We start from the raw sequence: 24,508 nt of genomic DNA, 5'->3' as shown, positions 1-24,508 counted from the left end.
AAAGGCTGAGCCATGTACATGAACAAGATTCAGGCCGGCGCCCACACCTATGCCAAGCCGGGGGAGAACAGCCCGGAGCGGCTGGCGCGCCAATATATGCCGCTCGTCCGCAAGATCGCCTGGCATGTCCATGGCCGCGTTTCGACCGCGATCGAGGTGGAGGATCTGCTCCAGATCGGCATGGTCGCGCTGGTCGAGGCGGCCAACGGGTTCGAGGATCGCGGCCTGGGCTTCGCTTCCTATGCGCAGTTGCGCGTTCGTGGCGCGATGATCGATCATCTGCGGCGGCAGGCGACGCTGTGCCGCTCCGCGATGGCGAGGCGCAAGGAACTGGCCAAGGTTCGCAGCCGGCTGGAGCAGAAGCTCGGCCGCCTTCCCACCGAAGCGGAAATGTCGGCGGAGATGGGGCTGGAACCGGCCGCCTATCGCGAGGTCGCGGACAGCGTCGAGATGGTCCAGCACACCAGCATGGACGAGGTCTATTCGGACCAATCCATGTGGTTTGCCGACGTCGAGGATCGCGCCGACGACATCATGGAGCGCGAGTCGCTCAAGAAGGCGCTCGCCGCCTGCATCGGCGAACTGCCCCAGCGCGAGGCGCTGGTGCTGCAACTTTATTTCGTCGAGGAACTGAACCTGGAGGAAATCGGCCAGACGCTGGACATCGGCGCGGCGCGTGTGTGCCAGATCAAGAAGGCCGCACTCGACAAGCTGCGCGAGAAACTGCGCGACTGGGACGATTGATCGTCCGGATCGAACTTGTCCAACTGATCCTATTCGTCGTTCGCCGCCACCGGTCCCACGCGCCGACCGTCGCTGGTCGGCCAGCGGAAGCGGAGCGGGCGGTAGCTTTGCGTCCGCCACCAGGGGGCGGCGACCTGAAACAGGCCGCTTTCCTCCGCCCTGCGCCCCAGATCCTTGCGCGCGGTGATCGCCGCCAGCAGCGGCGCGAGAAAAAGGCCTGCGACCACCGGGATGGTCCAGCCCAGGCCGCCAGCCTTCACCGCCAGCGCCGTCAGGCCCGCGCCCAGCAGCAGATGCCATTTGAACAGCCAGATCGCGCTGGTGATGGCCATGCCGTCGCGGTCGCGGGTCTGGCCGTTCCAGCTGCTCTTGCGCCCCATCAATATGCCGAACAGGTTGATCGTCTGGGTCAGCATCGCGACCGGGGCCATCAGGATCGACAGGATGATGTCGGCGATCACCCCGCGCGTCATGCGCGCCGCCCCGCCAAAGCCGATGCGCCGCGCCGGGTCCGCCATCGCCCAGATGATCGAAAAGATTTTCGGCCCGAACAGCAGCAGCGCCGTCACCGTCAGCAGTCCGCCCGACGGCAGCACCGCCGCCGGCGGCCATAGACCGCTCGCCGCGCCGCCCAGCACCACCAGCATCAGCGCCAGCCACATGGGGGACGTGCAATAGGCGCTGGCGCCCACGAGCAGCTGAAACCGGCTGACCGGATGCAGCCCGGCGATCCGAAACAGCAATGGCACATGCTGGATATTGCCCTGGCACCAACGGCGGTCGCGGGTGAAGAGATCGGGCATGGAGGGGGGAAATTCCTCGAAACTGTCGTCCGCCGTCACCATGTGGACGTCCCAGCCGCGCCGGCGCAGCAGCGCCGCCTCCAGCATGTCGTGACTCATGATGTGGCCGCCGAAGGGGGCGCGGCCGGGCAGTTCGGGCAGGCCGCAGCTTTCGGCGAAGGCGCGCACCCGAACGATCGCATTATGGCCCCAGAACATGCCTTCCGAACCCGCCCACCAGATCATGCCCGCGGCCGAGATCGGCCCGAACAGGCGGCTGGCGAATTGCTGCCAGCGCGCGAACAGGGTGGATGCGCCCATCACCGTGGGTACGGTCTGGATGAGGCCGACATGCGGGTGCCGCTCCATGTCGGCGGCGAGCCGCGCCATGGTCTGGCCGCTCATCACGCTGTCCGCGTCCAGCACGACCATATAGTCGTACCCGCCGCCAAAGCGCTGCACCCATTCGGCGATGTTGCCCGGCTTGCGCCCGATATTGAGCGCGCGGCGACGATAATGGACTGGGCGCGAGAAGGATGTGCGCATTTCCTGATAGGCGCGCTTTTCCGTCTCGCCACTCTCGGCGTTGGAATCGGACAGGATGAAGAATTCGAACCGTTCGCCGCCCATCACTTGCGCCAAGCTGCGCTCCATGATCGACAGCCGGCCCAGCACGCCCAGGAAATCCTCGTTGCAGACGGGCAGCAGGATGGCGGTCTTGCCGCGCAGCGGTTCGGACGCGCGCAGCGGGCGGGGGGCGACGCTGCGCCCCTTGCCCACGGTCTGGAGGAGGAAGCCGATGGTCGCGGTCGCAAAGCCGAAGGCGATCCAGGCGAACAGCGAGATGAAGAGGGCAAGATAGACCCCCTCCATGGCGCTGATGCCGTCAAGGCCGATCGACCGGCGCATCTCATGCGCGGCCATGGCGGCCGGGATCAGCGCCAGCAGCACAACCAGCAGCCGCCGCGCCCACAGGTCGATATTGAAGCGGCGCGGCGCGATCAGCGGCGGGGCGGTCTCGAACTCCTGCTCCGGCATGGCCAGCGGGCTTTCGGGCGGCACCTGTTCGAAGGCCCGCGCCAATGGCTCGTCCTCGCCGGTCGGCCCCGCCGACCTTGCGCCTCCATTCCCCATGTTCAGACCTGCTTGCTGTTGACCCAGGCGTCAGAACCGTTCGTTACGGCGACGGTTCCCCTCACGCGCCGACAGGGTAATGCACATATTCGCTGAATGCACGATTGCCGACACGCAATTGCAGGCGAATATCGGCTGAACCGGCCCCGTTTCGCCGCAGGTCGAGCACGACGCGATAGCATCCGGCCTTGCCGAGCACGGGATAGCCGGCGCTCTTGAGCAGCGTGCCGCCCTTGATGTCGCTCCAGATGTCCGGCTTGCTGCCCGCCGCCACGCCCGAAAAGTCGACCACCAGCCGATCGCTGCCTGCCTCTCCGCCGCGCCCGCGCCAGATATTCTGGACGACCGCCAGCCCGGTCGAGGCGGGTGCCGTCGCGGCGCTCCAGTCCAGCCGATAGCGGGCGTCGATCCGCCGGCCTGGCCTTACGGCGACGGCCGGCGTCCAGTAGGCCGCGACATTGTCGGTATATTCGCTGTCTGTGGGAAAGGCATAGAGCCGCACCTCGCCCGGGCCCAGCGGCCTGGCCGGGGTCGCCCAGAGCGACGGGCGCCGGTCATAATAGACGCCGTCATCCTGATAATGGTCGAAATCCCGGTCGCGCTGGAGCAGGCCGAAGCCCCTGGGATCACGCTCGGCAAAGGCGCTGACCAGCGGGGCGGACGGGTTGACCAGCGGCCGGGCATGGGCGGTGCCGTCGGCGCTGGCGATCGACAGAAGGTCGCTGTCATGGATTTCCGGCCGCCAGTCGGTGCCCTGGACCCGATTGGCCTGGTCGTACCAGAACATGCTGGTCATCGGCATCAGCCCCAGCTCCGGGATCGCCGTGCGCGGGAAGAGGGCGGCGGTAACGTCCTGCTGCACGCCATCGGCGCCCAGGCTGCTGACGAAACGATAGGCGCCTGCGATCGAAGTGCCGTCGAGCAGCGCATAGATGGTGACGCTGCTGTCGCCGGTCCGCTCCAGCCAGAAATGGGTGAAGCGGGGAAATTCCTCTTTGCCCAGGCTCGTGTTGATCGCGATCGCGCGGGCGGACAGGCCGAACTGCTTTTGCGGGCTGGGCGCGCGGAAATAGCTGGCGCCGAGGAAGGACAGCCAGTCGCCGTCGCGCCGGGCGTTCATGATGCGGAAGCCGGCAAAGCCCGCGTCCGGTCCCAGCGCGGCGACGGCATTGCCCGCCGGTGCGTCGAACATGGCGGGATCATAGCGCAGCGGCGTCGCCTGCCCCCGCTCCACGATCGCGATCTGCACCGACTGTGGCGCGGTGTTGGACAGCGGGAAGAAGCGGACGCCGGTATCGCCCGGCAGGTCGCCCCAGAGGGTCCGGTCGTCGCGAAAGCGTGCCGCGTGCAGCGCGTCATAATCCACCCTCGCCGCGCCGGGATGGGCGGGCGTGTCCGCATGGCGCGCGCGCGCCAGCTGCTGCGCCCGCGCGACCAGACCTTCCCATGAAAAAGCCTCGGCCCGTGGCTGGGCGCGCAGCGCGGAGGGAAGGAGGAGGGCGGCGCCGGAGGCGGCGATCATCGCGCGCCGGTCTATCTTGGTCATGGGATCGATCATGGATGGCGGAAACGATCAAGCCAAGCCCTGTATCCCTGAACCATTGCCGTAATGCGATGAAGCCTCCGCCCGGGGGGACGGAGGCTTCGGATTTCTGGTCGTTCGATCGAAGGTGTCGCCCCCGGCGCGGTGGGGACTGTTGATGCGCCGGGGGCCACTTGGGCGGCTGGCGGTGACCAAGACCTCAGCCGACCAATCCGGTCCTGGTTTAGCCGATCAGCTTCAGCACGCCCTGCTGGCTCTGGTTGGCCTGGGCCAGCATCGCGGTCGACGCCTGGCTCAGGATCTGCTGCTTGGCCAGCGCGGTGGTTTCCGACGAGAAATCGGCGTCCTCGATGCGGCTCTTGGCGTCGGTCAGGTTGGTGATGTTGTTGGTCAGATTGTTGACCGTTGATTCGAGGCGGTTCTGCACGGCACCCAGGTTGGCGCGGGTCGTGGCGATCGCTTCGAGCGCGTCGTCGAAGGTGGCGAGGTCGGCGGTCGTCGCGGTGGTGGCGTCGACGGCCAGCGCGGCGGTCACGTCGGCATTGCCGGCCACGTCGTCCAGCGTGATCGTCACCACGTCGGCGGCGTTGGCGCCGGCCTGGATGTCGACCGTGGCGGTCGAACCGTCGAACAGCTTGGTGCCGTTGAATTCGGTGTTCGCCAGCGTGTCGGTGATCTGGGTGGCGAGCTGCGAGATTTCTGCCTGGATGTTGCTCTTGGCGTCGGCGTCGTTGGTGCCGTTCAGCGCCTGGACGGTCAGTTCACGCATACGCTGCAGCATGTTGCTGACTTCGCCCAGACCGCCTTCGGCCGTCTGCGCCAGGCTGATGCCGTCATTGGCGTTGCGGACGCCCTGGGTCATGCCGCGGATCTGGGCGGTCATGCTCGAAGCGATGGCGAGGCCGGCCGCGTCATCCTTGGCGCTGTTGATGCGCTTGCCGGTCGACAGGCGCTCCATGGCGGTGCTCAGCGCCTTGCTGGCCGAGGACGAGGCATTGGCCGAGCGCAGCGCCGCCGTGTTGGTTCCGATAACAGTCATGATATTCCCTTTCCGTATCACTATCAGGTCGCTGCCATCAGGGCGCTTGCGGCCTCGAAAGGGGATAACGGCGGGCCGGATCGTCTTTTTAGCGCTGTCCTGATTTTTTTCCGAAAAAGAGCAAAATCAGCGTCTTGGCGTACGCGCGTAGAGGGATGGGCGGAAATTTTTGCCGGGAAGCGGAAAAAAATTGCCGGTTAGCGGCAGACGGATTGCCGCGTTAACCATCTAATAACCACGGATAGATAGAAATTAACCATCGAAGGGGCGTGGGGCGTACGGGGGTACAAACCAGCCAAAATGTGGGGTATCGTTCATGTCATCGCTTGACGTGAGCCGTGGGGTCTGCGCGCTCGTTCCGGGCCTGCAGCACTGGCTCGAAAATGCCTGCTACATGGTTCGGGTCGTCGACGCCGCCAGCCCGCGCGACAAGGATGGCCGCCGCGTGCTGCTGGCGACCGAGATCGGCCATGCCACCCATCGCGACATCCTCATCAACCTGATCGATGGCGCGCCTTCGCTGGTCGCCGCCGCCAACGGCCTGCCGGCACGCGTCGCCTTCGGCCTGGAAGATATGGGCTTCGCCTTCGCGCTGATCGCGGAACTGGCGCGGCCCGCTTCGGTGCCCGCCGTGGGAGACGCCGCCAGCGCCCATCTGATGCGCCTCGCCGCTCGCGTTGCCCGCAGCGACGCCACGGTCCTGATCCAGGGCGACACCGGCACCGGCAAGGAAGGCATGGCGCGCTTCCTCCATGCCCAGTCCGGCCGGGCCGCTCATGATTTTATCGCGGTCAATTGCGCCGCTCTCCCCGAAACCATGATGGAAGCCATGCTGTTCGGCCACCGGAAGGGCAGCTTCACCGGCGCCGCCCAGTCCTCCGACGGTCTGTTCCTGGCAGCCGATGGAGGCACCCTGTTCCTCGACGAAATCGCCGAGCTGCCGCTGGCGCTGCAAGCCAAGCTGCTGCGCGCGCTCCAGGAAGGTGAAGTGCTGCCGGTCGGCGCGACTCATCCGGTGCCGGTCAATGTCCGCATCGTAGCCGCCTGCAACCGCAATCTGGCGGAAGAAGTCTCCGGCGGCCGCTTCCGCGAGGATCTCTACTGGCGCCTCAACGTCATGCCGCTGGAACTGCGCCCGCTGACCGAGCGTCGGGGTGACATCGGCGCCATCGCCGCTGCCATGCTGCTGCGCCAGCAGGATATGGCAAAGGACAGGTTCGTGTGGCCGACGGCCGCTGCGCTCGACAAGCTCGCCGCCCATGGTTGGCCGGGCAATGCCCGCGAACTGGGCAATGTGTTGCAGCGCGCGCTGGTGCTGCGCGACGGCGATCGCATCGACGCGAGCGACCTGCATATCTCCGGCACGCCGCAGCCGCTGCGCATCGTCCCGGCGGCGCCGCTGGCCGCCGCCGAACCGATCCTGCTGCGCGACGTGACCCGCCATTCCAAGCTGGAAGCGGTCCGCATCGCCCTGCGCGAAACCGATGGCCACCGCGCCGCCGCCGCCCGCAAGCTGGGCATTTCCGAACGCACGCTGCGCTATCGGCTCGCCGAAATGCGCGAGCTGGCTGCTTGAGGGAGGCTGACCGATGAACGGCATTTCCCCCACCGACAGCGTGATGGCGATCCGCAACGCCATCCTGCAGAAGAACGCCGCGCTGCGCGACGTCAGCCAGGCCGGCACTGTCGGCGGCGCGACCGGCGCCACCGGCACGCAGGGCACCGCGCCCGGCGGTTTCACCGAGGCGCTCAACAGCGCGCTGAACCAGGTGAACGGGCTCCAGAATCAGGCCGGTGAGGCCGCCGCCGCGTTCGAGCGGGGCGAGACCACCGACATCGCCGCCGTCATGCTGGCCAAGCAGCAGGCGTCGGTCAGCTTCGAGGCGACCCTTCAGGTCCGCAACAAACTCCTGTCCGCCTACAAGGACATCATGAGTATGCCGGTGTAATCCATGAGCGAGAACGCACTCTCCACCACCGTCGGCGCCGCAGCGCCTGCTCTCCCTGCCGGCTCGTCCTTTGGCGGCGCCAGGGGAATGGACGCGCTCAAGGCGCGCGTGACCGGCTTCATGAAGCAGCCCGCCGTGGCGAAGAGCCTGCCGCTGCTCGGCCTGCTCGGCACCGTCGCGGTCGCCGGCCTGGCCTGGATGGCGCTGCGCGAACCGCCACAGCGCGACCTGTTCCGCGGCCTGCCCGATGCCGACAAGTCGGCGGTCGCCCAGGTGCTCGACCAGAATGGCGTGCCCTATGGCTTCGACAATTCCGGCGCGATGACCGTTGCCGAGGATGATTATTTCAAGGCGAAGATGATGCTCGCCGCCCAGGGCCTGCCCAAGAGCGCGCCCGACGGCAACAGCATGATCGACAGCCTGCCGATGGGCGCGTCGCGCGCGGTCGAGGGCGAAAAGCTCCGCTCGGCCCGAGAGATGGACCTGGCCCGCACGATCGAGGCGATCGACAGCGTCGAAAGCGCCAAGGTGCATCTGGCGGTCGAAGCGCCCAGCGTGTTCCTGCGCGACCGCAGCAAGCCTTCCGCTTCGGTGATGCTCCGCCTGGCCAATGGCCGCACCCTCACCGATCAGCAGGTCAGCGCGATCGTCCATCTCGTCGCCTCCTCGATCCCGGAACTCAGCCCGGACGATATTTCCCTGGTCGACCAGAATGGTCGCCTGCTCAGCAACAATGACGGCGACTCCGCCGATGACCGCCAGATCGCGATCCAGACCCGGATCGAGGATCGCTATCGCCAGTCGGTGACCGCGTTGCTGACGCCGATCCTGGGAACCGGCAATTTCTCGACCGAGGTCCATGCCGAACTGAATTTCGCCGAGCGTCAGGCGACCCGCGAAACCTATCCGCAGGATGAGGCGCGGCTGCGCAGCGAACAGGGCACCTGGGCGTCAGACCCGCGCGGTCAGGGTACCGGCGAGGCGAGCGGCATTCCCGGCGCGCTCAGCAATCAGGCGCCGGTCAATCCGACCGTCACCCAGACCAATCCCAACGGGCAGGCGGTGGCGCAGGGGCAGACGGCCGAGCAGCAGCCCGGCACGCCGCCCAACCCGCTGATGAAGACCGAAGAGACGTTCAACCGCAATTTCGAGCTGGGCCGCGAAGTGTCCGTCACCAAGGACGCCGTCGGCACGGTCAAGCGCCTGTCGGTCGCCGTGGCGCTCGATACCGCCCCCGATGGCAAGGCGCGCACGCCGCAGGAAATCGCGGCGCTCGAAGCGCTGGTGAAGGGCGCGGTCGGCTTCGACCAGGCGCGCGGCGACGTGGTTGCGCTGTCCTCGCGCAGCTTCCTCAAGGAAGAGGCGCCCGTAGCCCCCTGGTATGAGGCGGACTGGATGTCGCCGCTGGTGCGCAACGTTTCCGCCCTGCTGGTCGCGCTGCTGCTGATCTTCGGCATCGGTCGTCCGTTGCTCAAGCGCCGCGCCGTCGCCCAGGAAGCGGCAGCCGTCGACACCGCCGAAACCGGCCAGCGCATCGGCCGCGAGATTTCCAGCGAACTGACCAAGCAGGCCGCCGCCGCCAGCCCTGACGGCGCCGAACCGAAGGTAACGCTCGACATGATCTCGTCCACCTACGACTACGCCCAGCGCGCCGACCTCATTCGCAATTTCGTGAAGCAGGACCCCGATCGCGCCGCGCTGGTCGTCCGCGACCTGCTCAAGGAGGGGAAGAAGGAAAATGCCTGAGATCGTCCCCGGCCGTCCCGAGGCGCTGAAAGGCAGCGCCGCCGCCGCCGTCCTGCTGATGCTGTTCAACGAGGATGAAGCCGCGCAGATCCTCTCGCGCCTGGAGCCGGACGAAGTCCGCCAGCTCGGCTACGCCATGTATGACGTCCAGGATGTCGATCCCGAGGAGGTGAACGAGGCGCTCGACCATTTCGTCACCAAGGCGAAGAAGCGCACCACCATCGGCTATGGCGCGACCCGGCATATCCGCGGCGCGATGACCAAGGCGCTGGGCGAGGAGCGCGCCGAAACCATCCTGGCGCGCATCACACCGCCGACCCGCTCCACCCAGCTGGAAATGCTCAAATGGATGGACGCGAAGGAAATCGCCGCCCTGATCGAGGCGGAGCATCCGCAGATCATGGCGATCGTGCTCGCCCATCTGGAGGCGCCCGTCGCCGCCGACGTGCTGCAACTGCTGCCGGCCGAATATCAGGAAGAGATCGTCTATCGCATCGCCACGCTCGGCCCCGTGTCGAACGAGGCGCTGGAGGATCTGGAGCAATTGCTGCTGCGCGGCCCGGCCAGCAAGCAGGGCGCGGCGTCGCAGCGCGGCGGCACGGTCGAGGCGGCCGCGATCATGAACAATGTCCGCAAGGATAATGAGCAGCGGATCATGAAGGCCGTCGCCAAGCGCGACAAGATGATCGCCCAGACCATCGAGGAGGAGATGTTCGTCTTCGATAACCTGATCGACATGGATGACAAGAATCTGGGCACGCTGATGCGGACGATCGACAGCACAGTGCTGGTGGTCGCGCTGAAGGGCGCGAATGACATGCTCAAGGCCAAGATCTTCAGCTGCATGTCTGCCCGCGCCGCGCAGGCGATCGCCGACGAGATCGAGGAACGCGGCCCGATCCGCCTTGCCGAGGTGATCGACGCGCAGAAGCTCATCATCGCCACCGCCCGCCGCATGGCCGATGCGGGCACCATCATGCTGGGCGGAAAGGGTAACGACTTTGTCTAGGATATGGGGCGCGGAAGCCGTGCAGGATGTCGCGCCGGTCGCGGTCGCGGGTTTTCGCCCGGCCGAAGGTGGCTTTCGCAGCCTCTACACCGCGCCGCCCGGACAGCAGACCGCCGCGATGCGCGCGGTCCCGGACGTTCCCGAGGTCGACCTGATCGAGGAAGCCCGAATGGAGGCTTTCACCCTTGGCTTCGACGAGGGGTGCCGCGTGACCGGCGAGGCCCAGGCCGCCGACGCAGACGCCCGGACCCGGCTGGCAGAGGCGCTGGAACTGCTGGCGCCCGCGCCGAGCGGGATGCTCTCGACCATGCTCTCCGCCACCGTCGTCCGTCTGGTCGAACAGATCGTCGGCGAGGTCGAGATCGACATGGAGCGTCTGGTCCAGCGCTGCGACACGGTCGCCGCCTTCATCGAAAGCAATCAGGACCGCAGCGCGCTGCACGTTCATCCCGACGACGCAGAACTGCTTAGGGACGAGGCGATCGGCGTGCCGATGGTCGCGGACAAGACCATGCATCGTGGTTGTGTCCGCCTCGAAACCGCCGACGGTTGGGTCGAGGACGGCCCGGACGTGCGCCTGTCGCGCCTGCGCGCGCTGATGGACGACATGGAGGGGAAGGCATGATCCGCGCCGCGCTCGCCCAGGCCGAAACCCTGTTCGACCATCTTCAGGTCCAGAATCGCGCGCCCCGTCATGTCGGCCGGCTGGTCAGCCATGATGCCGGGATGCTGGAGGTCAGCGGCTTCCGCCGGCCGATCGGGTCCGGCGCGCGCGTGCTGGCGAGCGACGGGTCGGTCTGTCGCGCCGAAGTGGTTGGCTTTCGCGGCGACCGCACATTGCTGGTGCCGCTCGATGCCGACGCGCCGCTGGAAAACGGCATCCGCGTCGAGCCGGACAGCCAGGCGAACATGGTGCAGGTGGGCGACGGGCTGATCGGCCGCGTCATCGACGCCATGGGCCAGCCGCTCGACCGCAAGGGACCGATCATCGCCGGCGGCACCTGGCCGCTCAACGGCGTGAAGGGCAATGTGCTGGATCGCGGGCGCGTGACCGAGCCGTTCGACCTTGGCGTGCGGGCCGTCAACGCGCTGCTGACCGCCGGGCGCGGCCAGCGCATCGCCATCATTGCCGGGTCGGGCGTCGGCAAGTCGGTGCTGATGGGCCAGATGATCGCCGGCGCCGAAGCCGATGTCGTCGTCGTCGGCCTGATCGGCGAGCGTGGCCGCGAGGTCAGCGATTTCCTCGAAACCAAGCTCAAGCACACGATGAACAAAAGCGTCGTCGTCGCCGTCCCCGCCGATCATCCCCCGGTGCTGCGCCTGCGCGCCGCCGCGCGCGCCACCGCCATCGCCGAATATTTCCGCGCGCGGGGCAAGAAGGTGCTGCTGCTGATCGACAGCCTGACCCGCTGCGCCCATGCCCAGCGCGAAATCGGGCTGGCGCTTGGCGAACCGCCCGCCATGAAGGGCTATCCGCCCTCCGCCCTCGCGCTGATCCCGCGCCTGGTCGAACGGGCAGGCGTGGACAGCCGCAGCGGCGGTTCGATCACCGCGCTCTACACCGTGCTGGCCGATGGCGACGACACCGACGATCCGATCGTCGACGCCGCCCGCGCCATCGTGGACGGCCATTTCGTGCTGTCGCGCCATCTGTCCGAACAGGCGATCTTCCCCGCCATCGACATCGGCAAGTCGCTGTCGCGCGTGATGGCCGACGTCGTGCCCGACGAACATCGCGTGGCCGCCGCCGGCTATCGCCGCCTCTGGGCCGCCTATGAGGAAAATCGCGACCTCATCCTGATGGGCGCCTACCGCCCCGGCAACGATCCCGTGATCGACGAGGCTGTCCGCCGCCGTCAGGAAATCCTCGACTTCATCCGTCAGGATCAGAAGAGCCGCATCGATCTCGACACCAGCGCCGCCGCGCTCATTGCGGGCTTCAGTGCATGAAGGGGCTGGTCAATCGCCGCCAGCGCGTGCTGCGCGTGCGCGCGGTCCAACATTCCATGGCCGTCGCGGACACCGCGCGCGCGCGCGACGAAGCGAACGGCATCGCCCATAATCTCGAACGGCTGCGCAAGGTGCGCGGCGAATTGTTCGGAGGGGAGGGGATAGCGACCGGCGCATCCTTTGCGGCGATGCAGGAACTGGCGACCCGTCTGGAGCAGGCCAGCCGCCAGCTCGACGGCGCGCTCTACGATGCGCGGCGCAATGTCGAGGCCAAGGAAGGCCTGACCGTCGCCGCCAATCGCGAAAAGGAAATCGCCAGCCGCCTGAAGGATCGCGCCCGCGCGGACCTGGAGGAATGGCGCGAGAACAAGCTGGCTGCCCTCCCGCGCTATCGCCGGATGCAGCGGACGGGGGACGCCTGACCATGACCATGCTGACCAGTCTCAAGGCCTTGCTCTTCCCGTCGGCGCTGTCGGCTGGTTCAGCATCGGGGGTGCAGCCCGTCGAGGGCGCGCCCGATTTCGCTGCGTTGATGGACGGGGTCAATGCCGCGCCTGCCGCGCAAGGCCCGCAAGCCCCGTCGCCCGCCCTGTTCGCCGCAGCGGATGGTGCGACACCGTCGCCGGAGCCGGAGCCGGATGCGGCTCTGGCGCTTGCCTCCCGTCCCGAAGCGATCTCCGCGCTGCCGCTGACCGGCGGGGCCGCGTCGATCGCGCCGCCGCTGCCGATAGCCGGGCCGGATGCGGAGCTGGATGCGGAACTGGATATAGGGGTTAATGCAGCAGAGGGTGCGCCCACTGGCGCGATCGCTGCTTCCGGGTCGGCTCCCGATGAGGGCCGTCCCGATCCTGAAGTAGCGACTGCGCTGCCCAGCGATTCGTCCGCCAAAGTCGTCGCACCGCGCGAGCCGGCCATGGTTGATGCCTCGGGCCGGATGGCTCAGGCGCCGGGCGTCCCGGCGAAGGCCGTGACGGTGGAACACATGGTCTCAGCTGGTGCGGACATGCCGGTCGATCATGACGATACCGAAACAGACGCGCCGCCGGTTGATGTCGAGGCCGCGAGCGACACGAAGGATGAGGATGTCCTGCCCGTCCCCGTTGCGTCGCCTGACATGCCCGCCCTGGTCGTGTCGATGGCGCCACCCGCGCCTGGTCCCGTGACGACGACGATCCCGATCACGCCGGAAACGCCCCCGGCGCCCGCTGGCGTTTCGGCGGCTGCATTCCCCGGTGCGGTGGGTGAGCCTGCCATCCGCGTCGTTGGACCTGCGCTACAAGGCGATGGCGGGAAGGCCATGGTGAGCGCTGGCCCGTCCGCGCTTTCTCCACCGGCGCAAGAGGCCGTAGCGCCCGACCGGCCACTGCCCGCTGCTCCGGACGCTCCCGTCGTTCCGGAAGCTCCCGCCGCTCCGGAAGCCCCCATCGCCGCCACAAGGCCGGTGAGGGGGGAAGCGGTATCGCTGTTGCAGCTGGTGCGCGATCATATGAAGGGTCGGGACCACGCATCGACCCCGGCGGCATCGGCCGAGCCGATGGCAATCCCGGCGAGCGATCCCGCGCGGGATGTCGCCGCGCAGCAGCCTGCCTTGCCCGCAAATGACCGTCCGCTCCTGTCGTCCGGCGGCGCTCAACCGACCATCGCCACGCCCCAGCCTGTCCTCGGGCAGCCGACCGTCGATCTGTCCGCCTCGCTCGGCGCGCAGGTGGTGGACATGGGGGTGTCGGGCCAGTGGATCGACGGCCTAGCCCGCGACATTGCCGGCCTGTCGGCCAATGGCGCGCAGGGCCGTTTCCAGATCAACGCCCATCAGCTTGGCCCGATCCAGGTCGACATCCGCCAGGGCGAGGACGGCGTCGCCGTCAGTCTGATGGCGGCGACCGAGGCGGCGGAACAGGCGCTGCGGCAGGACAGCGACCGGCTGAAGCTGGACGCGGGCCTGTCGGCGGTGCGGATCAGCGAGGTGAAGGTGGAACGCGCGCCTCCGGTCGCCGAAGCCGCGCGATCCGATCAGGCCGGCAATCAGCCCGGATCTCAGCCGCAATCCCAGTCTCATCATGGCCAGAGCGCCGGCCAGTCTCAGTCTCAGTCCCAAGCCCAGTCGCAGATGCACGGTCGCGGGCAGCAGCGTGAAAATATCGCGCCCGGCCATAAAGGGGCGAGCGATCCGGTCGTTCTTAACCATGACCGGGCTGGCGATGACGCCGGCGACCTGCCGCGCGCGCGCTATGCGTGACCGGCGCGACTTTCCAGGGGACTGAAGCATGAGCGACGAGCCTAAGGCCAAGAAGAAGAAGGGCGGGGGCATGAAGATGATCCTGCTGCTGGTCGTGGGCATCGTCGTCGGCGGCGCGGGCGCGGCGGGCGGCCTCTATGCCGCGGGCTTCTTCGCCCCCAAGGCGGAAGGCCCGAAGGAAGATCCCAACAAGCCGGTGCTGGTGCTGGCGGGCGAAAATGCCGAGGACATCGCCAAGGCCCATGCCGTGCCCCATGGCGAGGGCGGCGCGGCGGCGCATGGCGCGCATGGCAAGGGTATCGACCTCCCCACCCCGGCCAATCCGGCGGCCTATCAGGCGACCTATTTCCAGTTGCAGACGCCCTTCACGTCGAACATGTCCGATACCGACGCCTTCGCCCAGATCTCGGTCGCGGTATCGACCTATTATGACATGCGCGTGGTCGAGGCGATCAAGACCCATGAGATGGCGATCCGCAGCCAGGTGCTGATGATGCTCGCGCAGCAGCCCGAGGAGATGCTGTCGACGCCGAAGGGCAAGCAGGCGCTCCAGGGTCGGATCAAGACGATCATCAACGATATTTTGAAGCAGAAGACCGGCTATGGCGGCGTCGATAACGTTTATTTTACCAATTTCGTTATTCAATAGGGTTGCCTGAAAAGGATCGGGATGTCCCCTGATCCGATGCGGGCAGGGGACCAAGATGACCGACGTTCAATCCTACGCCTTCGGGCGCGGGGAATCGCAGGCGCCCGTGATGCTGTCCGGGCTGGACCGGCTGGGCGACAAGCTCGGCCGGCGCATTCGCGCGCTGATCGAGCCGATCGCGGGGGTGCGCCCCAATGTCGAGGCGCAGGATGCCCGCGTGCTGGACTTCGCCCTCTGGTCCGCGCAGGTTCCCGCCTTCACCAGCATTTCGCTCTATCGGCTGCACCCGCTCAAGGGGCAGATGCTGCTGCGCCTCGATGCGACGATGATCTCGACGCTGGTGGACTGTTTCTACGGCGGGATCGGCAACCGGCCGCTGCCCGTGCGCGGGGAGTTCACGCCGACCGAGGACCGGCTGATCGCCCGCATCTCCGAAGCGCTCGTCGCGCGGCTGGTCGAGACCTGGGATGACGTGCTGCCGCTCGAACCTGGCCTCATCCTGCGCGAAACCGGAGTTGGCTATGCCGCCGCCGCCCAACCGGCCGACCAGATGGTGCTGCAACGCTTCCTGATCAGCCTGACGCGCGATCAGGAATGGCCGATCGACCTTCTCTTTCCCTTGTCCGCCCTGCGCGCCGTCGAACAGCTGACCGGCACCAACATTCCTGCCGATGAGGATCATGCCGATCCCGTCTGGCAGGCCCGCATCGCGCGCCGGATGCGCGACATTCGCCTGCCCGCCCGCACCGTGCTGGCGCGACCCAACCTTTCGATCGCCGACCTGATGCAGCTCAAGGCCGGCGACGTGATCCCCGTGACGATCGGCCGCTCGCTGCCGCTGATCGTCGGAAACCGCATCGTCGCCCATGGCACGATCGGTGAACAGGACGGCCGCGCCGCCTTCCAGATTGAAAAGATTGCACAGGAACCCGATCAATGAGCGACATGACCGAAGCGCCGCGGATGGAGCGCGGGGAAGACCCCGTGGGCCGGATGACCAGCAACCGCCAGTTCAAGCTGCTGGCCGACATTCCGGTACGCATGTCGGTGGAGGTCGGCTCCACCTCGCTGCGCCTCGCCGAAGTGATGGACCTGGCGGAAGGCAGCATCGTCGAACTGGACCGCCAGGCCGACGACCTGCTCGACATCATGGTCAATGGCGCGCTGATCGCCAAGGGCGAGGTGGTGACGGTCAACGGCCGCTATGGCATCCGCATCGTCGACATCGCCGCGACCGAGAACCGCCTCGCCGGGATCGAACGGCGCGGCTGATCGCAGGGCGTTGATTTTGCACTTGCCTTCGCCCGTGAAACTGCGGATCGCAGGCGTGCGTTAACCATAGTCGCGGGCGGGCCTTCATGTTCTGGTATTTCGTCAAATTGCTGATCCTGCTGCCGCTGGTCGGGGGCATGGCCTTCGGCGCGCTGTGGCTGTGGCGCAAATATCAGCCCGGCATGATGGCGGGGCAGGGGGATCGCTCCCTCAAACTGCTGGAGGCTTTGCCGATGGGCGCCTTCGGCAAGCTCGCCGTGGTCGAGTTCGAGGGCAAGAAGATCCTCCTCGCCGTCACCCGCGGCCGGATCGAGAAGATCGCGGAAGGCGACCCCTATCGTGGGCGCTAAGGCTGTTTCTCCCTTTCCCGTTATCCTCGCGAAGGCGGCAATCCGCTTCCCCGACTTGCGACCAGGACCGACGCTCGGGAGATGGATCCCCGCTCTTGCGGGCGTGACGGCCGTTATTGTCCTGGCGCTGCTCTTCTCCGTCCCCGCCTTCGCCCAGGCCGCGCCCGCCGCGCCGGTCGACAATGGCGGCGCGCTGAGCCGCGCCATGGGGCAGATTTCGGGCGACGGCCGCCCGCTGTCGCTTTCCCTGCAAATCCTGATCCTCATGAGCCTGCTGACGGTGCTGCCGTCGCTCGTGCTCATGATGACCAGCTTCACCCGCATCATCATCGTCCTGTCGCTGCTGCGCCAGGCGCTCGGCCTGCAACAGACCCCGCCCAACCAGGTGCTGGTCGGCCTTGCGCTCTTCCTGTCGCTGTTCGTGATGCGCCCGGCGATCGACACGATCAACGCCCAGGCCTTCGATCCCTATGGCAAGGGCCAGATCAGCATCGAGGAAGCGGTCGGCCGCTCCGGCAAGGTGCTGCACGGTTTCATGACCAGGCAGACCCGCGAAAGCGACCTCAAGCTGTTCGCCAACCTCGCCGAGGCGCCCGCCTTCCGCACGCCCGCCGACATCCCCTTCACGATCCTGCTGCCGGCCTTCGTCACCAGCGAACTCAAGACCGCCTTCCAGATCGGCTTCATGATCTTCCTGCCCTTCCTCATCATCGACCTGGTGGTCGCGTCCACCCTGATGGCGCTCGGCATGATGATGCTGTCGCCCACCATCATTTCCATGCCTTTCAAGCTGTTGCTGTTCGTGCTGGTGGACGGCTGGGCGCTGACCATGGGGTCATTGGCGGGGTCGTTCGCGACATGAGCCAGTTTCCTTCAACGGGTGTAATGGGTTAATCCCATGGAAAACGCCGATTTCTTCATGGGCCTTGCCCAGCAGGCGCTGTGGATCACGGCGCTGGCGGCCGCGCCCGTGCTGATCCCGGCGCTGATCGTGGGCCTTGTCATCGGCATGGTGCAGGCGGCGACCTCGATCAACGAACAGACGCTGAGCTTCATTCCCAAGATCATCGTGGTGGGCGGGATGCTCGCCCTGTTCGGCGGTTCCATCATGGTGCTGATCGCCGACTTCACCCGCGAAATCTTCGAGCGCATCCCGGACCTTCTGCAATGAGGCGGCGGCCATGATCGCGCCGGGCTTCGCGGGGGTGGAGACGCAGCTCTGGATCTGGCTCATCGCCATGATCCGGCCCGGCGCGGCCTTCATTGCCGCGCCCGTCTTCGGCGCGCCCGCAGTGCCGCTCCAGTTGCGCCTGATCCTCGCCCTCGCGCTCGGCCTCGCCGCGCTCAACAGCGTCTCCATCACCCTGCCGCAGGACGGCGTCGCCAGCTTCGAGGGCGTGATGCTGGTCATGGGCGAGATATTGGCGGGCCTCGCCATGGGGTTCGCCGTCCAGATCGGCTATGCCGCCGCCTTCGTCGCGGGGGAGACGATCGGCAACGCCATGGGCCTCAACTTCGCGGCGATGGTCGATCCCTCCTCGGGCCAGTCGACCCAGGTGCTGGGCCAGTTCCTCTCCATCCTCGCCACCTTCCTGCTGCTCGGCATGGACGGCCATCTGCTGCTCGCGAGCTTCGTGGTGCAAAGCTACACCGCCGTTCCGCCGGGCGCGGCGATGCTGTCGAACGACACCGTCTGGCGGCTCATCGAATTTGGCGGTTCGCTGATGGGCATGGGCGTCACCGTGGCCCTGCCGGTCGCCTTCGCGCTGGTGCTGGTGCAGATCGTCATGGGGATGCTGTCGCGCGCCGCGCCCTCGCTCAATCTGTTCGCGGTCGGGATGCCGGTCGCGATGATGGCCGGGCTGGTGCTTCTGGCGATCGCCGCGCCGATCATGGCCGAGGGCATGACCGCCGCGCTCAAGGCGGGCCTGGAAGAAGCGCGCTTCATCTCGGAGGGCCGCTGAGATGGCGGGCGGCGGCGAGGGCGGCGAAAAGACCGAAAAGCCGACACAGAAGAAATTGCAGGATGCCGCCAAGAAGGGCGACATCCTCCAGTCGCGCGAACTGGGCACCGCCCTGGTCGTCATGGCGGGCATCGGCTGCCTTGCCGTCATCGGACCCGCCCTGATCGAGGCGCTGCGCGACATGCTGGTGGAGGCGCTGCGCTTCCGGCGCGAGGATATCACTGACTTCTCCCCCGCCCAACGCGGGATGGACCTGCTCGCGGGCATTGCCCTGCCGGTCGCGGGTGTGATGCTGGCGACCTTCCTCGCCGCCATCGCGGCGCCCGCACTGCTGGGATCGCTCGGCTTCCGTCCCGGCGCCTTCGCGCCCAAGCCGGAAAAGCTCAATCCGCTGTCGGGCCTGAAGCGCATCTTCGGGATGCAGGGGCTGATCGAATTGCTGAAATCGATTGCCAAGGTCGGGTTGCTGGGCAGCATCGGCGTCTGGCTGATCTGGGACCGGCTGACCGAGATCACCGGACTCGGCAAGGCCGGCATCGCGCCCGCCATCGCCGATGTCGGCAACATCTTCATCTTCACCTGCCTGGTCATGGCGGGCGGCCTCTTTCTGATCGCGGGTATCGACGTTCCGGCGCAGATCATGCAGCGCGCCAAGCGCCTGGGCATGTCCAAGCAGGAGGTGAAGGACGAGCATAAGGAAAGCGAAGGCTCGCCCGAACTCAAGGGCCATATCCGTCGTCGCCAGTTCGAGGTGCTGAGCGGCTCCACCCGCAAGGCGGTGGCGGAGGCCAGCGTCATCATCACCAACCCGACCCATTTCGCGGTGGCGCTGCGCTACAAGCCGGGGCAGGATGCGGCCCCGGTGGTGGTGGCCAAGGGGTGCGACGCGATCGCCGCCGCCATCCGCGACCTCGCCGACACCAATGGCGTGACCGTGCTGCAATTTCCCGATCTCGCGCGCGCCATCTACTTCACCTCGCGCGCCGGGCAGATCGTCAATGAAGGCCTCTACATGGCCGTCGCGACCGTACTCGCCTTCGTCTTCCGGGTCGAAAACCGCATGGCGAGCGAGATGGACCGGCCCTTCATCACCGTGCCCGAAGACCTGCGCTTCGACGCCGACGGGAAGAAGCTGTAAGCGCGGCGATGGCCGACCGGCTGCGCATCCTGTGGGTCGCGGCAGGCCTGCTGCTGCTGGTCTTCGTGCCCGCCTATCTTCTAACCCTGACGGCAGGGCAGGGCATTCCGCGCGATGGCACCTCGCTGGTGGTGGGTCGTGATTTCCTCAATATCTGGATGTACGGCCGCGCGGCCTGGGAAGCGCATCCGGAAGTCTACTACGACATGGACACCTATCGCGCAGCGCTGGGGCGGGTGGTGGGCGGCGGCTATCCGGGCCAGATCTGGTCCTATCCCCCGGTCGCGCTGCTGGTCGCCGCGCCCTTCGGCCGGCTGCCCTATCTGCCCGCGCTCGCGCTCTGGACGCTGTGCGGAGCTGTCGCCTTCGCTGTCGCGTTACGGCTCTGGAGCGAGGAAAGGCGGCTCGTCCTGCTGCTGCTGGCCTCGCCGGCCGCGCTGATCGCCATCCTGTCCGGCCAGTTTGCGCTGTTCGCCGCCGCCATCCTGCTCGCGGTGCTGCGCTGGCGGGAGGAGCGGCCGGTCCTCGCCGGCGCGTTGGTCGGCCTGCTGCTGGTGAAACCGCAGCTCGCCCTGCTGCTGCCCATCCTCTTCCTCGCCAGCCGCAATTGGCGCGCCTTCGCCGCCGCCGCCGTCTCCAGCCTGGCGCTGGCCGCCCTCGTCGCCTTGCTCTGGGGGCCGGACATCTGGCGCATCTACGTCCAGACCGGCATCGCCAACCAGTCGCTGGTGCTGAGCGATCCCGATCATCTGGCCGGGCCGTTCATGCCGACCCTGTTCATGAACCTGCGCGTCGCCGGCATGCCCGTCCCGGTGGCGAGCGCCTTCCAGGTGGCGCTGGCGCTGCTTGCGGCGCTGCTGGTCTGGCTGCGCTTCCGTCACCGGCCTGCCGCTGGCGATCTGTCGGCCAATCTGCTGTTCCTGGCCTGCGCGGTGTCGGCGACGCCCTATATGCTGTCCTACGACACGCTGGCCCTTGCCACCATGGCCGTTTTTCTGCTGGTCGCCGGGCAAGGGCGCATCCTTCCCATCCTGCTCTTCCTTTTGCCCTTGCTTCAACTGGTTGCGGGGATGGCCGGCCTGCCCGGACCCGCCCTTGTGCCGATCGTCGCGGCCCTTCTTTCCGGCTCAGGGAAAAAATTTCGTCTGGTGAATTAAAGTTTAGCCGGGCCTGTCCGTACTCTGTTCACGGGGACGCATGAAAGTGGTGCGTCATGGACGACTATGTATCTCGTACTGAGTTGTCGCCGGTCGACCGGACGGTCGTCCGCGCGCCCTCGCCCGTGCCCGTCGTCCAGCCCGTGGAGGCCAGCCGATCCACGGACTCGGCGACGCAGGAGCGGCGGGCGCCCGTGGCCCAGACCTCCAGCGCCAGCCAGGAACTGGCCAGCGTCGCCGAATATGTCGAGGTTCATGCCCGCATCGCCGAGATACTGGCTGACCTGGACGCTGGAGCAACCGACGTGGACGCCGCCGCGGGTGCGATCCAGGCGATGATCCCCCGGCCGATCGTGCTGGTGCCGCTGCCGCCCGCCAGCAAGGAAGCGGTCGAACATGCCGCCGTCCTCGCCAAGCGGATCGTCGAGCGCGCCGCCTACGCCCATGTCGCGCAGGCGCATCCGACGCGCGCGACGGTCGAGCAGATCGCTGCATCCGGCAGCTGAGCCAGCCTGTTTTTCCGGGACGAAAATCTTTCCTAAAGCTCTGGTCGCTACCGCCGTTCTACCCTCTTGAAAGGACGGCCCATGACTTCGGTAGGCAGCAGCATCTTGACGGCGCTCGGCGCGGGATCGGGGATCGACACCTCCGCGCTCGTATCCAGCCTGGTCAGCGCGACGCGCGAGCCGAAGGAGTCGGCGATCACCAGCCGCCAGTCGCTCAACAGCTCGCGCATCTCCGCGCTCGCCTCGGCGATCAGCTCGCTCGATACCTTCGCCGACGCGCTGACTGAAGTCCTCTCTGGCACGGACTATACCGGCACGGCCTCCTCCAACGACAGCAGCATCGCGTCCGTCAGCCTGCTGAGCGGCGGCAGCCCGGCGGGCCTGCCCGCGCAGCTGACGGTGGAGCAGCTCGCCACGGCGCGGGTGCTGTCCTCCAGCGCGGTCAGCGGCGCGACCGGCAGCACGGCGATCGGCACCGGCAGCTTCACGATCACGACCGCGTCGGGCGGAACGACGACGATCACGATCGATTCGACCAACAACAGCTATGCCGGTCTCGCCTCGGCGATCAACGCGGCCAACAGCGGCGTCACCGCCCGTGTCGTCACCGACGCGTCGGGCACCCGCCTGGTGTTCAAGGGCGAAACCGGGGCCGACAATGATTTCAGCATCGGCGTCGCGGCCGACGACAGCGGCAGCGCGCTCGCCGGCCTGGGGTGGAGCGGCACCGACAGCGCCACCATGACCGGTTCGTCGGCGCCGCAGAACGCGAAGATCACGCTGGACGGCGTCGCATATGAATATGCCAGCAACACCGTCGACGGCGCCATCGACTATCTGCGGATCGACCTCAACAAGGCGTCGCCCGGCACGATCGTGACCCTGTCCATGTCGCAGCCGACGGCGGGCCTGTCCGATCTGCTCAAGGAATTCGTCGACGCCTACAACACGCTGATGTCGGCGCTGAACACCGCGACTGCGGCGGGCACCGATTCATCGAACGCCGGGGTGCTGAGCGGCGTGTCGGGCGTGCGCGACATGAAGCGGCAGCTGGCGGCGCTCACCTCGACCGAGCTGAATTCGACCGGGACCTACAAGACCCTGGCCGACATCGGCGTCACGACCAATCGCGACGGCACGCTGAGCCTCGACACCGACCGGCTGGCGAGCGCGCTGGAGAACGACCCCGAAGGCGTCACCAACATGGTCAATCCCAAGGTGTCGACCACGGCGAATCCCGGCCTGTCCGCGCTGATGGACACGGTGCGCGACAATATCGAGAAGGATGACGGGCCGCTCACCCTGGCGCAGGAACGCTATGAGGCGCTGTCGGACGAATTTACCGAGCAGCTCGAAAAGCTCGACACTCAGATGGCCGATTATGAGGACCATCTGACCACCATCTATGCGGCGATGGAAACGCGCCTCAGCGCGCTCAAGGCCACGCAAAGCTACCTCGAACAGCAGATCGAGGTCTGGAACAACAGCGACAGCTAATTCGGGACGACAAGACGATGTTCTACAATCAGGGTTATGCAGGCGGCGCGGCGGCACGGCGTTATGCGGCGGTCCATTCGGGCAGCCGGACCGAAGGCGCCACCCCGCACGGGCTGGTCAGGATCTTGTTCGACGAGCTGCTGCTGGCGATGGACGCGGCGGCGCTGGCCGAACGCAATGGCGACCGGATGAAGGTGTCGGACAAGCAGGCCCGCGCCATGTCGATCCTGTTCGCGCTCGAATCCAGCCTCGATTTCGACAAGGGCGGCGATGTTGCGGTCGGCCTGGCGCAGATCTACCGCGAAGCGCGCCGGTTGCTGCTGGTCGGCGCCAAGGAACGGTCGGCCGATCCGGTCGACCAGGCCCGCGCCATGGTCGCGGGAATCGCCGAAGCCTGGAACCAGATCGGCTAAGGCCAATCGCCCCTGGGTGGCCATGCTGCGGGGTTGCACCCCCCACATGGCGCCTGTATAGGCGGTGCTCGCAAAGGGCGGCCCGGCGGGGGCCGCCTTTTTGCGTTTCGCGCAAGTCCGCGCACCAGACGATGATACATCAGTCCAGAAAGGGAAGGCCCATGTCGATTACGCCGCTCATGCCCGTTTACCCCCGGTGCGATGTGCGTCCGGTGCGAGGCGAGGGCTGCTATCTGATCGGCGAGCGCGGCGAACGCTATCTCGACTTCGCCAGCGGCATCGCCGTCAACCTGCTCGGCCACGGCCATCCGAAACTGGTCAAGACCATCGCCGATCAGGCCGCGACGCTGATGCATGTGTCGAACCTGTACGGGATGCCGCTGGGCGAGAAGTTCGCGCAGAAACTGGTCGACAACACGTTCGCCGACACCGTCTTCTTCACCAATTCGGGCGCCGAAGCGGTCGAATGCGCGATCAAGACCGCGCGCCGCTATCATTATGCCAATGGTGAGGCGCACCGGCACAAGCTGATCAGTTTCGACAACGCCTTTCACGGGCGGACGCTGGGGACGATCTCGGCCACCAGCCAGCCCAAGATGCGCGACGGCTTCGAACCGCTGCTGCCCGGCTTTACCGTGGTGCCCTTCAACGATCTCGACGCCGCGCTGGCGGCGATCGACGACAATACTGCCGGTTTCTTGCTGGAACCGGTGCAGGGCGAGGGCGGCGTCACCCCGGCGACGCGCGAATTCCTGACTGGCCTGCGCAAGGCGTGCGACGAGCATGGCCTGCTGCTGGTGCTGGACGAAGTGCAGTGCGGCTACGCCCGCACCGGCACCTTCTTCGCGCACGAGCAATATGGCGTGAAGCCGGACATCATGGCGGTGGCCAAGGGCATCGGCGCGGGCTTCCCGCTGGGTGCCTGCCTCGCCACCGAGGACGCGGCCAAGGGCATGGTCTTCGGCACCCATGGCACCACCTATGGCGGCAATCCGCTGGCCATGGCGGTGGGCCTGACGGTGATCGAGGAAGTGCTGGCCGACGGGTTCCTGGACCATGTGAACGCCATGGGCGCGCGCCTGCGCGCCGCGCTGGAACAGCTCATCCCCAATCATGACGACATGTTCGAGGATGTGCGCGGCATGGGCCTGATGCTGGGCGTCAAGATGAAGGACGGCTATGACGCCCGCAGCTTCGTCGGCCATCTGCGCGACCATCATGGCCTGTTGACCGTGTCGGCCGGGCAGAATGTGCTGCGCATCCTGCCGCCCCTCGTCATCGAGGAAAGCCATATCGCCGAAGCCATCGAGAAGATTTCCGCCGGCGCGCGGAGCTTCGCGGAGGCCAAGGCGGCCTGACACCAACCCCCGTTCGCCCTGAGCCTGTCGAAGGGCCGCTCTTCTTCACGGGAAAGAGCGGGCTTCGACAAG

The 24,508-nt window shown here is 67.0% G+C and carries 25 protein-coding genes; 22 read left to right on the top strand and 3 right to left on the bottom strand.

Annotation, left to right across the window (positions count from 1 at the left end; translation table 11 throughout):
• Positions 1-12 precede the first annotated feature (12 nt).
• Positions 13-744: a sigma-70 family RNA polymerase sigma factor gene (locus tag K3M67_RS11825; RefSeq protein ID WP_066857206.1), complete on the top strand. Its 732-nt coding sequence runs from the start codon at positions 13-15 to the stop codon at positions 742-744.
• Positions 745-773: 29 nt separating this feature from the next.
• Here the strand turns inward: K3M67_RS11825 and mdoH are convergent, their stop codons facing one another.
• The 3 genes from mdoH to K3M67_RS11810 form a co-directional block, all read right to left on the bottom strand.
• Positions 774-2,660 (bottom strand): glucans biosynthesis glucosyltransferase MdoH, encoded by a 1,887-nt coding sequence (gene mdoH / locus K3M67_RS11820; protein WP_285831552.1) that lies wholly within the window; start codon positions 2,658-2,660, stop codon positions 774-776.
• 61 nt (positions 2,661-2,721) lie between these two features.
• Positions 2,722-4,206 (bottom strand): OpgD/OpgG family glucan biosynthesis protein, encoded by a 1,485-nt coding sequence (locus tag K3M67_RS11815; protein WP_285831551.1) that lies wholly within the window; start codon positions 4,204-4,206, stop codon positions 2,722-2,724.
• A gap of 220 nt (positions 4,207-4,426) precedes the next feature.
• Positions 4,427-5,242 (bottom strand): flagellin N-terminal helical domain-containing protein, encoded by an 816-nt coding sequence (locus tag K3M67_RS11810; RefSeq protein WP_066857212.1) that lies wholly within the window; start codon positions 5,240-5,242, stop codon positions 4,427-4,429.
• Between the two features lie 316 nt (positions 5,243-5,558).
• On the opposite strand from K3M67_RS11810, the gene K3M67_RS11805 reads away from it, so the two are divergent.
• The 21 genes from K3M67_RS11805 (at position 5,559) to K3M67_RS11705 (ending at position 24,436) form a co-directional block, all read left to right on the top strand.
• Positions 5,559-6,818 (top strand): sigma-54 interaction domain-containing protein, encoded by a 1,260-nt coding sequence (locus K3M67_RS11805; protein WP_285831550.1) that lies wholly within the window; start codon positions 5,559-5,561, stop codon positions 6,816-6,818.
• A gap of 13 nt (positions 6,819-6,831) precedes the next feature.
• The gene (gene fliE / locus K3M67_RS11800) at positions 6,832-7,191 is read left to right on the top strand and encodes a flagellar hook-basal body complex protein FliE (protein ID WP_066857225.1); all 360 of its coding nucleotides are present in this window, start codon (positions 6,832-6,834) and stop codon (positions 7,189-7,191) included.
• A gap of 3 nt (positions 7,192-7,194) precedes the next feature.
• A complete protein-coding gene (gene fliF / locus K3M67_RS11795; protein WP_285831549.1) occupies positions 7,195-8,937 on the top strand; it encodes a flagellar basal-body MS-ring/collar protein FliF in 1,743 nt (580 codons plus the stop codon).
• Positions 8,930-9,946 carry a flagellar motor switch protein FliG gene (gene fliG, locus K3M67_RS11790; protein ID WP_066857230.1) on the top strand — a complete coding sequence of 339 codons (1,017 nt, stop codon included), beginning with the start codon at positions 8,930-8,932 and terminating at the stop codon, positions 9,944-9,946. Before fliF ends, fliG begins: the two co-directional genes overlap by 8 nt.
• Complete coding sequence (locus K3M67_RS11785; RefSeq protein ID WP_066857232.1) at positions 9,939-10,571, top strand: FliH/SctL family protein; 633 nt, start codon at positions 9,939-9,941, stop codon at positions 10,569-10,571. The genes fliG and K3M67_RS11785 overlap by 8 nt, the downstream gene beginning before the upstream one ends.
• Complete coding sequence (locus tag K3M67_RS11780) at positions 10,568-11,896, top strand: FliI/YscN family ATPase (protein WP_285831548.1); 1,329 nt, start codon at positions 10,568-10,570, stop codon at positions 11,894-11,896. The genes K3M67_RS11785 and K3M67_RS11780 overlap by 4 nt, the downstream gene beginning before the upstream one ends.
• Positions 11,893-12,318 carry a hypothetical protein gene (locus tag K3M67_RS11775; RefSeq protein WP_066857236.1) on the top strand — a complete coding sequence of 142 codons (426 nt, stop codon included), beginning with the start codon at positions 11,893-11,895 and terminating at the stop codon, positions 12,316-12,318. The genes K3M67_RS11780 and K3M67_RS11775 overlap by 4 nt, the downstream gene beginning before the upstream one ends.
• A gap of 2 nt (positions 12,319-12,320) precedes the next feature.
• On the top strand, positions 12,321-14,132 hold the full coding sequence (locus K3M67_RS11770) for a flagellar hook-length control protein FliK (RefSeq protein ID WP_285831547.1): 1,812 nt from the start codon (positions 12,321-12,323) through the stop codon (positions 14,130-14,132).
• 28 nt (positions 14,133-14,160) lie between these two features.
• Complete coding sequence (locus K3M67_RS11765; RefSeq protein ID WP_066857244.1) at positions 14,161-14,781, top strand: flagellar basal body-associated FliL family protein; 621 nt, start codon at positions 14,161-14,163, stop codon at positions 14,779-14,781.
• A gap of 55 nt (positions 14,782-14,836) precedes the next feature.
• On the top strand, positions 14,837-15,721 hold the full coding sequence (locus K3M67_RS11760; protein ID WP_066857247.1) for a flagellar motor switch protein FliM: 885 nt from the start codon (positions 14,837-14,839) through the stop codon (positions 15,719-15,721).
• Positions 15,718-16,053, top strand: coding sequence for a flagellar motor switch protein FliN (fliN, locus tag K3M67_RS11755; RefSeq protein WP_066857250.1), 336 nt, complete (start codon positions 15,718-15,720; stop codon positions 16,051-16,053). The genes K3M67_RS11760 and fliN overlap by 4 nt, the downstream gene beginning before the upstream one ends.
• Before the next feature lie 86 nt (positions 16,054-16,139).
• The gene (locus tag K3M67_RS11750) at positions 16,140-16,403 is read left to right on the top strand and encodes a FliO/MopB family protein (RefSeq protein WP_066857252.1); all 264 of its coding nucleotides are present in this window, start codon (positions 16,140-16,142) and stop codon (positions 16,401-16,403) included.
• Positions 16,404-16,488: 85 nt separating this feature from the next.
• The gene (gene fliP, locus K3M67_RS11745; protein WP_443018151.1) at positions 16,489-17,265 is read left to right on the top strand and encodes a flagellar type III secretion system pore protein FliP; all 777 of its coding nucleotides are present in this window, start codon (positions 16,489-16,491) and stop codon (positions 17,263-17,265) included.
• 36 nt (positions 17,266-17,301) lie between these two features.
• Positions 17,302-17,574, top strand: a complete 273-nt coding sequence (gene fliQ, locus K3M67_RS11740; RefSeq protein WP_066857256.1) for a flagellar biosynthesis protein FliQ — start codon at positions 17,302-17,304, stop codon at positions 17,572-17,574.
• Positions 17,575-17,584: 10 nt separating this feature from the next.
• A complete protein-coding gene (gene fliR, locus K3M67_RS11735; protein ID WP_066857259.1) occupies positions 17,585-18,367 on the top strand; it encodes a flagellar biosynthetic protein FliR in 783 nt (260 codons plus the stop codon).
• 1 nt (position 18,368) lies between these two features.
• Entirely contained in the window at positions 18,369-19,505 is a 1,137-nt protein-coding gene (gene flhB, locus K3M67_RS11730) for a flagellar type III secretion system protein FlhB (RefSeq protein WP_285831546.1), read from the top strand.
• A gap of 8 nt (positions 19,506-19,513) precedes the next feature.
• Positions 19,514-20,662, top strand: coding sequence for a glycosyltransferase family 87 protein (locus K3M67_RS11725; RefSeq protein ID WP_285831545.1), 1,149 nt, complete (start codon positions 19,514-19,516; stop codon positions 20,660-20,662).
• Between the two features lie 56 nt (positions 20,663-20,718).
• Entirely contained in the window at positions 20,719-21,168 is a 450-nt protein-coding gene (locus K3M67_RS11720) for a hypothetical protein (protein WP_066857266.1), read from the top strand.
• An 81-nt stretch (positions 21,169-21,249) separates the two neighbouring features.
• On the top strand, positions 21,250-22,665 hold the full coding sequence (fliD, locus tag K3M67_RS11715; protein ID WP_066857269.1) for a flagellar filament capping protein FliD: 1,416 nt from the start codon (positions 21,250-21,252) through the stop codon (positions 22,663-22,665).
• Between the two features lie 17 nt (positions 22,666-22,682).
• Positions 22,683-23,078: a flagellar export chaperone FliS gene (locus K3M67_RS11710; protein WP_285831544.1), complete on the top strand. Its 396-nt coding sequence runs from the start codon at positions 22,683-22,685 to the stop codon at positions 23,076-23,078.
• 161 nt (positions 23,079-23,239) lie between these two features.
• On the top strand, positions 23,240-24,436 hold the full coding sequence (locus K3M67_RS11705; RefSeq protein WP_066857275.1) for an aspartate aminotransferase family protein: 1,197 nt from the start codon (positions 23,240-23,242) through the stop codon (positions 24,434-24,436).
• The last annotated feature ends 72 nt before the right edge of the window (positions 24,437-24,508 follow it).

This window comes from Sphingobium sp. V4 (assembly GCF_029590555.1).
In the GTDB taxonomy this organism is placed as follows: Bacteria; Pseudomonadota; Alphaproteobacteria; order Sphingomonadales; family Sphingomonadaceae; genus Sphingobium.
This window is presented reverse-complemented; position numbering and strand designations above follow the sequence as displayed.

What these genes read in the sequence shown, in the direction of transcription:
- K3M67_RS11775 (WP_066857236.1), top strand. Translation starts at nt 11,893, where the DNA reads ATGAAGGGGCTGGTCAATCGCCGCCAGCGCGTGCTGCGCGTGCGCGCG.
- K3M67_RS11710 (WP_285831544.1), top strand. Translation starts at nt 22,683, where the DNA reads ATGTTCTACAATCAGGGTTATGCAGGCGGCGCGGCGGCACGGCGTTAT.
- K3M67_RS11725 (WP_285831545.1), top strand. Translation starts at nt 19,514, where the DNA reads ATGGCCGACCGGCTGCGCATCCTGTGGGTCGCGGCAGGCCTGCTGCTG.
- K3M67_RS11765 (WP_066857244.1), top strand. Translation starts at nt 14,161, where the DNA reads ATGAGCGACGAGCCTAAGGCCAAGAAGAAGAAGGGCGGGGGCATGAAG.
- fliQ (WP_066857256.1), top strand. Translation starts at nt 17,302, where the DNA reads ATGGAAAACGCCGATTTCTTCATGGGCCTTGCCCAGCAGGCGCTGTGG.
- K3M67_RS11810 (WP_066857212.1), bottom strand. Translation starts at nt 5,242, where the DNA reads ATGACTGTTATCGGAACCAACACGGCGGCGCTGCGCTCGGCCAATGCC.
- K3M67_RS11750 (WP_066857252.1), top strand. Translation starts at nt 16,140, where the DNA reads ATGTTCTGGTATTTCGTCAAATTGCTGATCCTGCTGCCGCTGGTCGGG.
- K3M67_RS11825 (WP_066857206.1), top strand. Translation starts at nt 13, where the DNA reads ATGTACATGAACAAGATTCAGGCCGGCGCCCACACCTATGCCAAGCCG.
- K3M67_RS11705 (WP_066857275.1), top strand. Translation starts at nt 23,240, where the DNA reads ATGTCGATTACGCCGCTCATGCCCGTTTACCCCCGGTGCGATGTGCGT.
- K3M67_RS11760 (WP_066857247.1), top strand. Translation starts at nt 14,837, where the DNA reads ATGACCGACGTTCAATCCTACGCCTTCGGGCGCGGGGAATCGCAGGCG.
- K3M67_RS11780 (WP_285831548.1), top strand. Translation starts at nt 10,568, where the DNA reads ATGATCCGCGCCGCGCTCGCCCAGGCCGAAACCCTGTTCGACCATCTT.
- K3M67_RS11815 (WP_285831551.1), bottom strand. Translation starts at nt 4,206, where the DNA reads ATGACCAAGATAGACCGGCGCGCGATGATCGCCGCCTCCGGCGCCGCC.
- K3M67_RS11770 (WP_285831547.1), top strand. Translation starts at nt 12,321, where the DNA reads ATGACCATGCTGACCAGTCTCAAGGCCTTGCTCTTCCCGTCGGCGCTG.
- fliE (WP_066857225.1), top strand. Translation starts at nt 6,832, where the DNA reads ATGAACGGCATTTCCCCCACCGACAGCGTGATGGCGATCCGCAACGCC.
- mdoH (WP_285831552.1), bottom strand. Translation starts at nt 2,660, where the DNA reads ATGGGGAATGGAGGCGCAAGGTCGGCGGGGCCGACCGGCGAGGACGAG.
- flhB (WP_285831546.1), top strand. Translation starts at nt 18,369, where the DNA reads ATGGCGGGCGGCGGCGAGGGCGGCGAAAAGACCGAAAAGCCGACACAG.
- K3M67_RS11720 (WP_066857266.1), top strand. Translation starts at nt 20,719, where the DNA reads ATGGACGACTATGTATCTCGTACTGAGTTGTCGCCGGTCGACCGGACG.
- fliF (WP_285831549.1), top strand. Translation starts at nt 7,195, where the DNA reads ATGAGCGAGAACGCACTCTCCACCACCGTCGGCGCCGCAGCGCCTGCT.
- fliD (WP_066857269.1), top strand. Translation starts at nt 21,250, where the DNA reads ATGACTTCGGTAGGCAGCAGCATCTTGACGGCGCTCGGCGCGGGATCG.
- K3M67_RS11805 (WP_285831550.1), top strand. Translation starts at nt 5,559, where the DNA reads ATGTCATCGCTTGACGTGAGCCGTGGGGTCTGCGCGCTCGTTCCGGGC.
- fliG (WP_066857230.1), top strand. Translation starts at nt 8,930, where the DNA reads ATGCCTGAGATCGTCCCCGGCCGTCCCGAGGCGCTGAAAGGCAGCGCC.
- fliN (WP_066857250.1), top strand. Translation starts at nt 15,718, where the DNA reads ATGAGCGACATGACCGAAGCGCCGCGGATGGAGCGCGGGGAAGACCCC.
- fliR (WP_066857259.1), top strand. Translation starts at nt 17,585, where the DNA reads ATGATCGCGCCGGGCTTCGCGGGGGTGGAGACGCAGCTCTGGATCTGG.